We start from the raw sequence: 13,907 nt of genomic DNA, 5'->3' as shown, positions 1-13,907 counted from the left end.
CAACAGGATGGCAAAGGCGAAAATGCGTCGGCGAAGCTTTAAACCAAGCATCTCGCCGGTCTGGACCAACCCCGGGCTATTTTTCGCCTCTCGTCTCGGCGTGCAGGGCCTCGGTCAGGTCGCCTGTGGTGTCGCCGCGCATGTAGAGCCTGAGCAGCATTTCCATGCCGACGAGCCGCAGGCGCGACGTTTCCTGGCTTCTTGCCATGTCGATCAGGTCGTCCAATTCGGAGGACGACCATTTCATCGCGTCGCGGAGCAGACCGCCGCGCAGCAGCTCTTGCGTGCCGGCCGAAAAAGCATCGGCCATGTCGAAGCCGATCTTTGCCGCACGAATGTTTTCGCGCGGGAGATGGTGTTCGGCGACCTTCTTCAGCAGCCACTTGCCGGTTCCGTCGCGGTATTTCTGACGGCGCGGCAGGTGAAGGGCGAAGTCGATGAGCCGGTTCTCGAGGAACGGCACCCTGAGCTCGACGGACGCCGCCATGCTCAGCCGATCGTGCCTGTGCAGCAGGTCCTGCAGATGCGAGTACAGGTCGTAGAAGCAGCTTGCCAGGAAGGCGCGGTCGTCGAGCGGCGTGACGCCGTCCAGCCTGTCGAACAGCTTCGTCTGCAGGAAATTCAACTCGGGCGACAGGGCTCTGAGCGCCATGCTGCGCTCGGAGGGCGAGCCGCGGCCGATCGAGTTGCGGAACGGTGCGCGGCGCAGTTCGGCGAATTTGCGGTCGCGTCTTGCCTTCGAGCGGAACAGGCGCTGCAGCCAGGAGTGGCGCCAGAGCCGCATTGTCGATGCCTGCCATTTGTAGCCGCCGAAAAGCTCGTCGGAGCCCTCGCCGGTGAGCAGCACTTTGACGCCGTCGGCGCGGCACTGCTCGGCAAGCGCCAGCAGCGCCGCGTGGCTGGCATGCCAGCCGTCGGTCTCGAGGTGCCAGACCGCACGCGGCCAGAACTCGAGGAACCGCTCCCTGTCGAAAGGAACCCGGCGCAGGCCGATACCGATATGGCGGCCGGTGCGTTCGGCGTCCGGCGCCTCGCTACGGCCGAGCTTCTGGTCGATGACATAGCCGTGCAGCTCCGGCCTGAAGCGCTTGGCGAGCGCGGTGATCAGGCCGGAATCGACGCCGCCGCTGCAGGCGGTGGCCACGCTGGTGTCAGCGATGCAATGCAGCTCGACACTCTCCTCCAGCAGCCTCTCGAGCGTCGCCATGTGCTCGGCGTCGGATGTCTTGTCTTGGGCGATGCGCACCGTCGAGATCACATCGAGGACATGCCAAAAGCGGCGCTTCTCGATGCCAACGCTGGCAATCTTCCAGAGACCGGCGGGCGGCAGCCGTTCTATGCCGTCAAAGACGCTGTAGCTGGAATCGCGGCTCTGCCAGGCCAGCCGCAATGTCAGCTCGCGCGTGTCGATCCGGCGCGCAAAGTCATGGCAGGCGAGAATCGCCTTGTCCTCGGAGGCAAACAGCAAGCGCTCGCCGGTGTCGGCGACCGACAATGGCTTGATGCCGAGCCTGTCACGGGCAAGCCACAAGGCCCCGTCGCGGGCATCGAAATAGGCGAAGGAGAACATGCCGTCGAACAGCGGCACCGCTTTCTGCGGGCCCCAGTGATGCAGGGCCTGAAGCACCACTTCGGTGTCGGACACCGTGCGGAAGGTCAGGCCTTCCTCCTCCAGCGTCTTGCGTAGCGCGCGAAAATTATAGACCTCGCCATTGTAGCACAGCACGCCGTCGCCGGATGCGGTCAGCATCGGCTCGCGCGCGGCGGGTGAGGGGTCGATGATGGTCAGCCGGCGATGCCCGAGCGCCAAGCGGGCGTTGTTCCAGTTGCCGTGGTCGTCGGGACCGCGATGCGCCAATGCCTGCATCATGCGCGCGACATCGGAAAGATCGCCGCTCCCGATCGGATCGCGCTTTCGCCAGACGCCGGCTATTCCGCACATGGCCCGCCGGCCGTTCTTGCTTGATGCATCGCTTCCTGAATCGCCGTTTGCGACAAAGACGCCGGCCGATACCGGCACGGCTACAATCTAGCCGCAAAGAAGGCCACCGCAAGCGATCCCGCGGCTTGCAAACGGACCGCCGGAGGTTCGCTGCGGCATCGCGTCAGAAGCCGTGTTCGATGCGCTCGAAGATAACGTTGGTGAAGGCCGATATCTGGCTGCCGATGAATGGGCCGGTCAGCGCCACCACGAGCATGATGGCGACGATCTTCGGCACGAAGGTCAGCGTGATTTCCTGGATCTGGGTCAGCGCCTGGATGAGGGCGATGCCGATGCCGACCACCATCGCCACCAGCACCACGGGGGCGGAAGCGGTGAGAACCGTCCACACCGCGTACTGGACGATATCGAGGGCATCGGCCTCATTCATGCGGGCACATCCCCAGCGGTCAGACTAAAGCGCGCCGCGATCCTTCGGATTCGCTCCATGCGCTTTAGGTCTTTAGCTGGCCGGCTTGATCGAGACGCCGGCGCCGACCGGGACCTTGGTGCCATCCTGCAGCACGGCGATCAGACCGTTGCTGGAGAGCGTCACCGAAGCCACCGTGCCGGTGGTCTTGCCGTCGGCCGAGGTGATCGAGCGGCCGATCAGCGCGTCGGCCTGCGAGAGCGCCGATGACTGCATGATCTGGTCGAGCTTGGTGTTGGTCTGCACCGACTGCTCGACCTGGGAGAAGGTGGCGAGCTGCGCGACATATTGCGTGGAATCCATCGGCTTGGTTGGATCCTGGTTCTTCATCTCGGCGATCAGGAGCTTCAGGAACGACTGGTAGTCCACCGCCGTCTTCGAGGTCTGCTGGCTGGCCTGGTTGGCGCCAACCGGGATCGTTGTCGTCATGTCGACGGCCATCTTATGCTCCTACGGCCAGTGCGCGGGGCGCTTCGGAAATCTCGTCAGTGTCTTCGAGCGCCTTGCGCTCGAGCGGATAGAGCGCGCGGATCCCCTTCAGCGCCTCGTAGATCTCGTCCTCGCCGACCATGCGGTCGATCTGCTTCAGCCTGTTGCAGATGTCCTGGTTGTCGAAGCTCGCGATCAGCATCGGCAGCGAACGGCGGAACATGTCGCGCGCCTCCGCGGCGCCCGCCGGGTTGATCAGCATGATCTGCACGATGAAATAGAGCTGCCTGAGCGGCGTCGAGGCCTGGTCGGCCTGGATGACATGGCTTTCGAGCAGGAACTGCACATCGTTCATCAGCTCGATGGTGACCTTGCGGTCGACGCGGATGACAGCGCCGTTGATGTAGATCTTCTCGTTGGGCTTCAGCGAGATCTTCAGCGTGTTGGTCATTGGATGCCGTCTCGGATGATCTGGGAGACCTCGATCAATCCTTCGAAATTGTTGGTGCGGCCCTGGCGGATGTCCTCGGTCTCGCGCAGCAGCCACAGGCCGATGGAGATCAGGTTGGCGCGCAGCTCCTTGGGGAGCGCGTTGTCGCTGGAGCCGAGATCCTCGACGAAGGTGGTCCAGATGCGGTTGGTGAAATGCAGCGCCTCGACCGCCTCCATGGAGTCGGTGCCGACCGCGGCCGCCGCCGCCAGCATGTCGATCGAGCGGGTGAGCAGCTGCCGCTCCCGGTCCTTGGCGTCGGCGACGGAGTCGGTCTGGATGTCGGCGTAGGAGAATTGATACATCGTCGGCGCTCTGGCGTTCCGGTTTACGTGTTCAAGTCAGATAGTTGAGCAGGCTGAGCTGCTGCAAACGCGCGGTCAAGGCAAAGGATGTCTCGATATGCTGTGTCAGGTCGGCCACGCGGGTCGCCGCTTCCGTGGGATCGACACCTTCGAGATCAAGGATATGCTTCTCGAAGAGGTCGACCTGGGTCTTCATGCGGTCGCTGGCATCGGACACCCGTTGCTGGGCAATGCCTGTTTCGGCCCGTATCTGGGTGATGCCGCCGATGGCTTCGCCGACCAGCGCCTGCGCGCGGCTGACGACCGCGTTCTGCGCGGCCTCGCTGATGCTGCCCGTCATCAGGCTGCTGACCATGGCGGCCGCCATGGCGAGCTTGCGGATACCTTGGTCGTTGGCGCTGATCGAGGTCTGGGTGGTCTCGTTGAGCGAAATGCGGCTGGTGATCTGCTCGTCGGTGGCGCTCGACCAGTTGGCCTGCCAGCCGGAGCCCAGGAATTGCGGCTCGACCTGCGTGGTGATGAAGTTATCCATCTGCGCGGCGGTGATGTTGGCCGCAGCCGGGTCGGTCTGGGCAAAGCCGAAATAGCTGGTGAAAGCGGCGTCGAACGCCGCCTTGGCCGGCGAGCCGGCGGCGTTGAAATCGTCGATCGGCTTGACGTCGGTGTTGGTGCCGGCAAACAGATATTCGCCGTTGACGCTGGTGTTGAGGATGCCGGTCATCTGCTGCAGCGCCGAGGCGCCGGCGGTCCGCAGGATGCTGGTCGAGGAGTCGCCCGACACGCCGCTGGTCAGTGCGGACAGGAAGCTCTGCGCGCTGGCGGCGATCTGGCCGAGCGAATCCTGGGTCGATTTCAGGCGGGCCGAGACGAGCGCGTTGGAATCGACAATGCCGTTCAATCGGTCGAGGTCGCGCTGGAAGGTGACGGCCTGGGTGGTGCGGCTGCCGAGCGCCAGGCCGATATCGGCGACCGTGCCGGTCTGTGATTCCTTGGTCGCCTTGATGAGCTCCGCCTGCATCTTCGCCTGCTGGTAGCGCAGCGCGTTGGATATGGCAGCCGAGGAAACGCCTGTCGCTTTCATGAATTATCCCACCGCCGCCAACAGGGAATCCAGCATGTCGCCCACCGTCTTCATCATATGCGCCGATGCCTGATAGGTGTGCTCGAGGTCGAGAAGCAGGGACATCTCCTGATCGATATTGACCCCGGTGTCGTTGGACAGCGCCTCGGCCGTGCGTGCGGCCAGCGCCTGCTTGTTGTCGGCATTGGTCGAAGCCTGCTGGCGCACGCCTTCGAACCAGCCGATGGCGTTAGCCGCATAGTCGGAGACGCCGGAGCTGACGGCAATGCCGGTGGACGTATCGAAGGCCATCGGCTGATCCAGCTTGTTGCCGTAACCGATCAGCAGGTCCGCATAGGATGCGCCGCCGCCGGTGTTGGCGACATAGGCGGCGCCGTTGGCGCCGCCGTCGCGCAGCAGCGCGGGATTGCCGCCGGCGCTCGGATCAAAGGCGTCGTTGACGCTGATCGACCCGGCGAGGCCGTCGACCAGGGTGCTGGCGGGCGGAATTGCCGGCGCGCCGGGCCATGTGAACAGGCCGGTCGCGTTGGGCTGCGACGGCGCGGTCTCGGCAAATGCCGTGATCAGGCCGCGCGCGATTTCGTCGAGCTGGCTCTGCATGGTCGAGGCGACGCCGTCGCGCAGCTTCAACAGGCCCGCCAGCTTGCCATCGGCGGTGGTGTTGTCGCCGGTGCCCGCGGAAACCGGCACGTTGTCGATATAGATCGTGTTGCCGGGCGTGCCGGCCGAATAGCCGGACGACGGCGTGAAGGTCACCGAGCGCGGCACGGTCTCGAACAGCGTCGTGCCGTCCTTGGTGGTAACGACCATGTCGTTGTCGCCGCGCGTGAAGGTCGAGACCGGGACATATTCCGATATCTTCTTCAAAAGCGCGTCGCGCTGGTCGAGCGCGTCGGACACGTCCGTGCCCGAGCGTGTGCCCGAGATGACGGCCCTGTTGGCGTCCTGGAACTGGCTGAGCAGCGAGTTGAGATCGTCGACGGCGGTGGCGATCTGGCTGTCCGCCTGGGTGCGGAAATCCTGGATCGCCTGGGTGCCGCTGTTCAGCGAATTCACCACCTGCTTGGCGGCGTCGACGACGCTGGTGCCAAGGTTCTGGTTCGACGGCGTTGTGGCGTAGAGCTGCAGGGCTTTCTGCAGGTTGGCGATCGCCGTCGAGGGCGATGACGCGTTGTCGACCCCGTTGACCGACAGATCGAGCTGATCCATGCCGTCGTAAAGCGCGCTTTGGCCGCTCCATGCCGACAGAGCCTGGAGGTTCTGCCGAAACAGCAGATCATTGGCGGTACGCTGGATTTCCACCATTCTGGCGCCGGGCGCCGTGCTGGTCACCACGGCGATGCGGCGGGTATAGTCCGGGTTCGAGGCATCGGCCACATTGCGCGATACGACGCTGGTCTGCTTGGAGGTGGCCAGAAGCGCCGACTGGGCAATGCTTAGTGCGGAGGAAAGCGACATGCTGATCTTTCACGGGCGGCGCCCGTCGGTTATCTCTTCAGGTTGACGAGGACGTCCATCAGGTCCGAGCCGGTCTGGAAGACCTTGGAATTGGCGGTGTAGCTGCGCTGCGCCGCAATCATGTTGGTCAGTTCCTCGGCGATATCGACGTTGGAATTTTCAAGCGCCCCGGAGACGATGGAGCCGAGCTTGCCCTCATTGGCAAAGCCGATATGGACCGCGCCGGAATCGGTGCTCTGCACATAGACGTTGCCGGGCATGGCGGTGAGGTTGTCGGGACTCTGAACATCGGCAAGCGGGATCTTGTAAAGCGCCTTGGTCGAGCCGTCCGCGAACTGCGCGTAGATGACGCCGTCCTGGCCGATCTGCACCTTCTGGATAGAGCTCGGCGCGTTGCCGTTGACCTTGGCGTCGGCGACGGTGAAGCCGGTGCCGAGCTGGGTCAGCTTGGAGAGATCGAGGTTGAGGGTCTGGCCGCCCGGAACCGTGAAGGAAACGCCCGTGGTCGCGCCGGTGAGCTTGCCGGTGGTGGTGTCGAAGGTGAGGTTGGCCGATCCCAGCATGCCCCCCGTATAGGGGAACGAGGTGCCCGGGGTCGCCTTCGACTGGTCGAAGACCGCGACCTGCCAGGTGCCGGCGCCGGTGTTGGTGAAATAGACGTCGAGCAGCTTCTTGTTGCCGAGATTGTCGTAGGCGACCAGCGAGGTTTTCGACGTGTACTGGGCGGTCGCGCTGTTGGTGGAGGGCAGACTGCCGGCCGCGACCGGAGTCGCGCCTGCCGGCAAGTTGCCGCTGAATATTCCGCTCGTGCTCGGCGTCGCCGTCATTTCCTGGTCGGAGATCTGCACCGGCACCAGGCCCTCGAAACCGTTGGCGGTCGCCGCCGGATCGCCGTTGGCATAATCGTAAGCCATGAGCTGGTAGCCAGCGGCATTGACCAGCCGGCCTTGCGCATCCGGGACGAACGAGCCGGCGCGGGTCAGATAGGGGGTGCCGCCGGCGTCCTGCACGACGAAGAAGCCGTCGCCGTTGACGGCAAGATCCGACACCGAAGTGGTGTAGGTCATGACGCCCTGGGTGCTGACGGCCGAGCGGATCGTCGTCGTCACGCCGCCCGAATTATAGGCGCCGCCGGTGCCGGGCATGATCAAGGACGAGAACTCGGCCGAAGAGCGCTTGTAGCCGGTGGTGTCGGAGTTGGCGATGTTGTCGGCCACCGTGGACAAGCGGTTGGCCTGCGCGTTCATACCGGAAACGCCGGTCCGCATCATTCCGTAGAGGCTCATCGATGGATCTCCGCAGTGCCTGGGTAGGAGGCCACAAAACTATGCCTCGTGTCTTGCGCGAGGCTGGCGCGGGATGTGCCTTGGACGTGATGGCGTTTCGTTGAATCGCCATCACGCCCAAACTCTTTGTTGGAGCATGATCTTGGTCCGAAAACCGCTTCCCACTTTTCGGGATCATGCTCTAGGACGGCCATCAAAACACCAGCCGGTAGCCGAGGAACCGCTTGGAATCGATCGGGTCGTGGCCGAGCTTCTCACGCAGCTTCTTGCGCAGCTTCGAGATGTGGCTCTCCACCACGTTCTCCTCGACCTCTTCGTCGAAGATGCCGTAGATGGCGTTGAAGACCTGTGTCTTGGTCACTCGCCGGCCGCGGTTGCTGGCCAGATATTCCAGGATGCGCCGCTCGCGCCGCGGCAGCGGCAGCGGCTCGCCGTCGATCTCCGGATCGCGGCCATCCATGAAGATGCGCATCGAGCCGACTTCGGTGTAGGCGGCCTCTTCGGAGCCGCGGCGGCGAATGGCGGTGATGCGGGCGAGAATCTCGCGGATATGGACAGGCTTGCGGACGACATCGTCGACGCCGCTTTCGAACAGGCGCAGCGTATGTTCGAGCGAGTGATGTTCGCTGAGCGCGATCACCGGTGCGCCGGTCCGGTCGCGGATCTGGCGCGCCGATATTGCGCCCTCGCGGCAGTCGCCGATGAGAAAGGCCCTGACGGATCTGAGATCGGTGTCGGCGGCGGAGCTCACCCATTCGCCGAATTCGCCTGGCGCGAAACCGGCCGTGGCCACGCCCTCGCGATCGAAAAGTGAAGAGTAGCCCTCTGTCACGAGCTCCCGCTCGTCAACGATCACGATCATCGGCCCGCCCTCCGAATCAATTCATTTGCCCCGTGGGGAAAGGGGTAGCCGGGTCGGCGAATCCTGAAAAACCATCATTTCTTGTAGCTATTTTCTTGGGAGTTTTTTTGGGAGCCGTAATAAAAGCGATCGTGCAAGTGTATTCGCGCCAGCTGTTGCGGGATGAATATTGGCGCTGGCGGACATGCCGGCGACGGCCGACCGGCATTCAGGGTCATGCAACTATTGATTGCAAAATGTGCTGGCATTCGGCGTCCATTTGCCGAAGCCGGTGGCGACCATGTTGGCGATGACGCGGCAGACATAGACCTTCTGAGCCGGGTCGTTGTCGGGACCGGCATGGTAGCGGGCGACGGCCAGCGACCAGGTCATCTGCCGGGCGTGCAGGGCGGCCAGGAAGCGTGCGGCATAGTCGACGTTCTGATGCGGGTCGAGCATGTCCACGACGCTGCGGAAATGGTCGCCGTGATAGTGCTGGTTGATCTGCATGCAGCCGAGGTCGATCAATGTCTTGCCTTCGCGGCGGGCATTCTCGAAGGTGACGAGAGCTTCATCAAGGCTACGCGGGAACACAGCTTTTCCCTCTATATTCAAAGCATTGGGCTGAAGGCTGCCTTTCTTTCCGGTCTCTGTCAGGCCGACCGCATTGAGAATGCCGGCCGGCACGCCATAGCGATCCGCGGCGCGCAGGATCTCCGGCTCGCAGGGATTTGTAGCGGCGCTCGCGCCACCGGCCGCCAAGCTAGATATACATATCGTCGCCAGCGCCCTCGCGAAGAGGAGAAGCCGGGCGGGCAAATTCCTGTGCGCCATTGCTGTCGTTCCTTCCCGGTTGCCGGCCGCCGCCCGCGCCGTTGCCACCCGAGTTCCCGGGCTGGAACGAAGGCTGGTCGCGACCTGTCGACATCGGCATGGCGCTGTTGGCGTCGGTGCGGCTCGCCGCATGCGCTGCTAGCGAAGGTTGCAGGATGGTGACCTTGTCGACAGCGAAGCCGAGGCTGCGCATCGACTTGACGATTGCATCGCTGTCGGTGGTGAGACGGCTATATGCCTCGTGCGTCTCCGGCTTCATCTCAATCGAAAGTTGCTCGCCCGATAGCCGCAGGCTGGCGGTGACCGCCCCGAGCTCCGCAGGGTGGAGCTCGATCTTGAGCACGTGTGTCGGAACGGCAACAGAATTGGTCGTCTGGGAGCCTGCCGAGGCGCTTGCGAAAGCCTGCTGAACGCCGTTGTCTGAGGCAAGCGCCTCAACCAGCGCCGACGCCGTCTGGCCGATCGGGTTTTGCGCCGGCGCCGGGAAGCTCTGCTGGCTGACGACTTCCATGCGTGTGGCGGATGAAGACGGCTTGACCGGTGTCTGCGGCGCGGCCGGCTGCGATTGTTGCGATGCCTTGGAGGCGGAAGCCGGTCGCCAGCCCTGCGGCGGCAGAGGGCTGTCGGCCTGCGGCTCATTCCCTTGCATCGGCAAGATTCCGGTTTCGCCGCGGCCGGGCATGTCGAGAGCCATATCCGCCTTCACCGGCTTCTGCCCGAAGTCGGGCCCGGAAGGTTCAGCGGCCGTCGAACGGGCGGATCGCGACTGCGGCTCTGCGGAACTGCCGACCGGCGCGCGTTTGCCAATGCGCAGTTGCAGCTTCAGTGCCTCGTGCTCGCCGGCGCCTTCTCCATCGGCAGCCGAATCCTTCCCGTCCGCGCCCGACGATTGCGCGAAGTGCTTCATGTCGCTCAATGCCATCAGCATAGGCAAGCGGTCCTGCAGCGGTGCGGAATCGCCGGCTTGCGCCGTGGCGTCCTTGTCGGTCGTCGGCTTCGCCTCGTCGGCCCGGGCGGCCGCGGTCCTCGTGGACTTTCCCGCCGCTTTCTGCGAGCCGGTTTTCCCTTGCGGATCCTGGTCAGGCTCCTGCTTGCCGTTGTCGGCCGCCGAGCGCTTTGCCAGATGAGCGCCCGGCAATACGGCCGCGTGCTTGTCCTGCGGCCGATCAGGCCTCTCGGTTCCCTGCACCATCTCGCCGAAACTCTGATCCTTGTCCTTGTCGCCGGCGGCGTGCTGCCGGGGCTGGGTCGAAGCGAAGCCCGGCAAGGTCTGGTTGACGCTGGTCATTTGGGGGCTGCTCCGAGGAGTTGGTCGATCTGGTCGAGCTGCCGGCGCGTGCTGGCCACCGCGGCGTCGATGGGGTCTTCCGCCTTCGAGGCCGTCGGCGCGGAGGCCTGGACCACTGGCGCGGCGTCAGCTTGCATGGGAGCGGCGGCCGGCGTTTCATCCGCTGTTCGCGCCAGTGGCTCGGCAGACGGCGGCGAAGCCGCGGGCCGAGTGTCCTTCGCCGGATCGCCCGACGCGACCGGCGGATCGCTTGACGCGACCGCTGGCTGGTCGGGCATCGCTCCTTCCACCGGCGGCAGGTCCGCATTGGCCGGATTGGTCGAGGCCTCGGCCGCCGCCTTCGCCTCGTCTCCCTTTGCTGCGGCCGGCGCGGCTTCCACCTTGACGGGGGTCTTTACCGGCGCCACCACTTCGCCCGCCACGGCCTGCGCGGCATCAAGCAGGTCCCGGTCGTTTTGCGAAAGCTTGCCGCGGTCGATCTTGCCGAGCTTGGCACGCACTTCATCGACGCTGGCCGATGTCATGGTGGAAAGGCTCGAATAGAGTTGGCTGCGCGGGTCGTCCTGGCTGCCGCCGCCGTTGCGGCCCAGTTCCGCCTTGGCCGCGGCAAAGGCCGAGAGCTCCGTCATCCCGTCGATCGCGGCGTGGCGCGCGATGCGCAGATAGATCACCTTCTCGCGCTCGGGATCCATCATCGAGGTGATGTCGGCGATCTTGTCCTGGCTGATCGCCATATGCAGCGTGATGACGCCGGAAACGAAGGCATCGGCGAACTGGCTGGCGTAGGGCGAGTAGAGATAGGACGCGACATATTGGGTCGACGCCAGCGCGAAACGGGCGGCGTCGCCCTGCGCGGCCGCGATGCCCACGGAGCGGCGAAGCGCCGCTTCCTCGACCAGCGTGCCGGGGCTGAGCAGGCGCGCCTCGTCCAGCAGGGCGAGCGCCTGGGCGGGGTCATCGGCCGCAAGCAGCGAACCCTTGACCAGCGCCAGAAAGGCGCCGATGTCCGGAGGCACGCTCATCGGATCGATCGGCTTCAGCATTTCGATCGCATTGGCCGGCCGGCCGTTCAGATAGGCGACGACGCCCTTGGCGATGGCGAGGCTTTGCGGGTCGGTCATCGCGCGCGAAGCCGCCGCCGCGACCGTCACCGGATTGCCGCCGCTCATGCCGTAGACCAGCAAGGCGCGGAAATTCTTCGGCTCTTTGAAGTCCTCGGCATTGGCATCGCGCATCCGGGCGTCGATCATTTCGAGGAGCTTCGCCTGCATCGGCAGCGCGGCATGATCACCGCCGGCAATGCGGTCCTGGATCAGCTGCAGCGAACGCACCAGCTGATAAGGCTGTAGCACGTCCTGCGCGAAGGCCGCCGAGGGCGACCCCGCCGCAAGCAATAGCAGCGCGATCGCGCCGCCGATGATGCTTCTGGCCTTCATCCGCCGGCCGTCATCAGGATTTCGATGCGGCGGTTCGTGGCCGCCATCGGATCGGACGCGATCTTGGGCTGCCGGTCGGCGAAGCCCGCGACCTCGGTGATGCGGCTTTCGTCTACGCCGCCGCGAACCAGCATGTAGTAGGCCGCATGGGCACGCGCGGTGGACAGCCGCCAGTTGTCGTAGGTGTCGCTGCGGAACGGCCGCGCGTCCGTGTGGCCGCTGATGGTGATGGTGCCCTTCTTCTCGTTGATGATGTGGCCGATCTTTTCCATCGCCAGCACCAGCTCGCGGCGCGGCATGGCCGAGCCGATCTCGAACATGCCGAAATCGAGCTGATCGGTGATCGAAATGACCACCCCCTTGTCGGTGGCCTCGACCGAGACGCCGTCGGCGAGCTTTTCGCCCGGCAGGAATGCCTTGGCGAGTTCCTTCTTGATGTCCGCGGCCTGCTGGAGGGCGGCTTTGCTCGGCGCCTTGCCGCCCTTGTCGGCGGCCTGCTCTTGTTCGGTCTTTTCCGCCTTCGCCGCTTCGGCTTTGGTGTCGCCGGCCGCGGCCTCGCGCTTGTCGGCTTCGGCTTTCCCGCCCTGTGCCTTGTCAGTCTTGTTACCTTCACCCGACGGCTTTTCGACCTCGCCCTGCGCGGCCTTCTGACCGCTCTTGGCCTCGGTCTTTTCCGAAGTTGCCAGCGGCTCCAGCGGCGCGGCCGTCATCGGGGGAGCCGCCGGAGCGGCCTTTGCCTTCGGCACCGCGACCGTTGCGACCTTCTCGCCAGGCTTGGCGGGATCGCCATCGATCTTGGCGCGTTCGGCGGTGGCCTCGGCGCCAGGCGCCGCCACCTGCTGCGACCAGAAATCAGGCGCGAAGGGGTCGCGATAGGATTCGCCGCCGGAAGCGCCGGTCGCCGGGCCGGCCGTCTGGGCGCCGCCTTCGCCCTTGGCGCTGACATTCTGCAGCACCCCCGTATCAGCGGCGATCTCCGCCAGCACCGCATAGGGATCGGCAAACAGCTTTTCTTCGGAAAGCTGCGCATCCTGCGCACCGTCCTTGGTCTGCCGGCGTTCGGACGAGCCGGCGCCGCCCTTGCCGTCCTCGCCCGCCTTGGTCGCGCCCTGCTGCGGATTGTCCGCGGTCAAACCGACCTTGCTCGGGCCGTCGCCGAGATCCTCGAGGCCCTTGCGGCTGGAATTGCGGTCGATCAGCTCGACCGGATTGAAATAGCTGGCGACGGCTGCCTTGGTCTGCTCGTTGGCGGCGTTGATCAGCCACATGACGAGGAAGAAGCACATCATCGCCGTCATGAAATCGGCGAAGGCGATCTTCCACACGCCACCATGGTGATCATCGTCATGACCGTCGTGATTGCGCTTGACGATGATGATCTCGTGCCGGGGCTCGGCATGGTCGATGGCGCTCATGACAGAACCTCGGACAAGGACGCGGACCACTCGGCGATACGCGTCTCGAACACCATTTCGTCGATGCTCACGGTCAGGTCGAAGCCCGGCGCCTCGGCGAAGTCGAGATTGGCCGCGCGGGATCCAAGCGCCGCCTTCAGCGGCTCGAACAGCGAGAGCGGTCCCCGAACACCGATGCGGACGGCCTCGTTGTCCGCGACCGCGGCGGCGATGGCGCGTGAAAGGGCCTGCAGCGAACGTTCCTGCAGGTCGTCGCTGAGAAGGCCGCCGATGATGCGGGCAACAGTCGCGCCGGCAAGCTCGGCAACGCGCTGCTCCATGGCGTCGATGCGCGTGGCGACAGCGGCGCCGAGGTCGCCGCCGAAGCTTTCAAGAAAGGCTCTCGCGGCATCGTCGCTGGCCTGGCGCTCGGCGTCGAGCGCGGCCTGATGGGCGAGCGCAAGCCGTGCCTCGAGCGTGGCCTCCGCATCGGCCACCGCCTCGGCGATTAGCGCGCCGATGTCGGCCTGTGGCGCGTGCGGTGCCGGCGCGGCCGGCATATGCGCGGCTTCGCGCGGGGTCGCCGCCTGGCTGGCGTACGGGGTCCGCGAGCCGAAATCGGGCAGGAGGTCGAAGAGGGCCGCCGAGACCATG

At 65.0% G+C, this 13,907-nt stretch carries 14 protein-coding genes; all 14 read right to left on the bottom strand.

The genetic code is table 11. The features are described from left to right. Window positions 1-76: 76 nt before the first annotated feature. Window positions 77-1,942 carry an asparagine synthase (glutamine-hydrolyzing) gene (asnB, locus tag EJ068_RS07050; protein WP_127250724.1) on the bottom strand — a complete coding sequence of 622 codons (1,866 nt, stop codon included), beginning with the start codon at window positions 1,940-1,942 and terminating at the stop codon, window positions 77-79. Between the two features lie 163 nt (window positions 1,943-2,105). After that, window positions 2,106-2,372 (bottom strand): flagellar biosynthesis protein FliQ, encoded by a 267-nt coding sequence (gene fliQ, locus EJ068_RS07045; RefSeq protein WP_040989996.1) that lies wholly within the window; start codon window positions 2,370-2,372, stop codon window positions 2,106-2,108. 72 nt (window positions 2,373-2,444) lie between these two features. Beyond that, window positions 2,445-2,852, bottom strand: a complete 408-nt coding sequence (gene flgD / locus EJ068_RS07040; protein ID WP_126059607.1) for a flagellar hook assembly protein FlgD — start codon at window positions 2,850-2,852, stop codon at window positions 2,445-2,447. Window position 2,853: 1 nt separating this feature from the next. Further along, the gene (gene flbT, locus EJ068_RS07035) at window positions 2,854-3,291 is read right to left on the bottom strand and encodes a flagellar biosynthesis repressor FlbT (protein WP_127250723.1); all 438 of its coding nucleotides are present in this window, start codon (window positions 3,289-3,291) and stop codon (window positions 2,854-2,856) included. Further along, complete coding sequence (gene flaF / locus EJ068_RS07030; RefSeq protein ID WP_042640513.1) at window positions 3,288-3,635, bottom strand: flagellar biosynthesis regulator FlaF; 348 nt, start codon at window positions 3,633-3,635, stop codon at window positions 3,288-3,290. Before flaF ends, flbT begins: the two co-directional genes overlap by 4 nt. A 31-nt stretch (window positions 3,636-3,666) precedes the next feature. Next, window positions 3,667-4,716, bottom strand: coding sequence for a flagellar hook-associated family protein (locus EJ068_RS07025; protein ID WP_127250722.1), 1,050 nt, complete (start codon window positions 4,714-4,716; stop codon window positions 3,667-3,669). Between the two features lie 3 nt (window positions 4,717-4,719). After that, window positions 4,720-6,174 (bottom strand): flagellar hook-associated protein FlgK, encoded by a 1,455-nt coding sequence (flgK, locus tag EJ068_RS07020; RefSeq protein ID WP_127250721.1) that lies wholly within the window; start codon window positions 6,172-6,174, stop codon window positions 4,720-4,722. A 29-nt stretch (window positions 6,175-6,203) separates the two neighbouring features. Further along, the gene (locus EJ068_RS07015; protein WP_126059611.1) at window positions 6,204-7,460 is read right to left on the bottom strand and encodes a flagellar hook protein FlgE; all 1,257 of its coding nucleotides are present in this window, start codon (window positions 7,458-7,460) and stop codon (window positions 6,204-6,206) included. Window positions 7,461-7,653: 193 nt separating this feature from the next. Then, window positions 7,654-8,322 carry a response regulator transcription factor gene (locus EJ068_RS07010; protein WP_127250720.1) on the bottom strand — a complete coding sequence of 223 codons (669 nt, stop codon included), beginning with the start codon at window positions 8,320-8,322 and terminating at the stop codon, window positions 7,654-7,656. Window positions 8,323-8,544: 222 nt separating this feature from the next. After that, complete coding sequence (locus tag EJ068_RS07005; protein WP_127250734.1) at window positions 8,545-9,135, bottom strand: transglycosylase SLT domain-containing protein; 591 nt, start codon at window positions 9,133-9,135, stop codon at window positions 8,545-8,547. Next, window positions 9,065-10,423 (bottom strand): flagellar hook-length control protein FliK, encoded by a 1,359-nt coding sequence (locus EJ068_RS07000; protein ID WP_129554500.1) that lies wholly within the window; start codon window positions 10,421-10,423, stop codon window positions 9,065-9,067. Before EJ068_RS07000 ends, EJ068_RS07005 begins: the two co-directional genes overlap by 71 nt. Then, on the bottom strand, window positions 10,420-11,859 hold the full coding sequence (locus EJ068_RS06995) for a chemotaxis protein MotC (RefSeq protein WP_127250718.1): 1,440 nt from the start codon (window positions 11,857-11,859) through the stop codon (window positions 10,420-10,422). Before EJ068_RS06995 ends, EJ068_RS07000 begins: the two co-directional genes overlap by 4 nt. Continuing rightward, window positions 11,856-13,274, bottom strand: coding sequence for a MotB family protein (locus EJ068_RS06990; protein WP_127250717.1), 1,419 nt, complete (start codon window positions 13,272-13,274; stop codon window positions 11,856-11,858). Before EJ068_RS06990 ends, EJ068_RS06995 begins: the two co-directional genes overlap by 4 nt. Further along, a complete protein-coding gene (locus tag EJ068_RS06985) occupies window positions 13,271-13,906 on the bottom strand; it encodes a hypothetical protein (protein ID WP_127250716.1) in 636 nt (211 codons plus the stop codon). The genes EJ068_RS06990 and EJ068_RS06985 overlap by 4 nt, the downstream gene beginning before the upstream one ends. Window position 13,907: the final 1 nt, after the last annotated feature.

The sequence above is a fragment of the Mesorhizobium sp. M2A.F.Ca.ET.043.02.1.1 genome, assembly GCF_003952405.1.
Taxonomy (GTDB): Bacteria; Pseudomonadota; Alphaproteobacteria; order Rhizobiales; family Rhizobiaceae; genus Mesorhizobium.
This window is presented reverse-complemented; position numbering and strand designations above follow the sequence as displayed.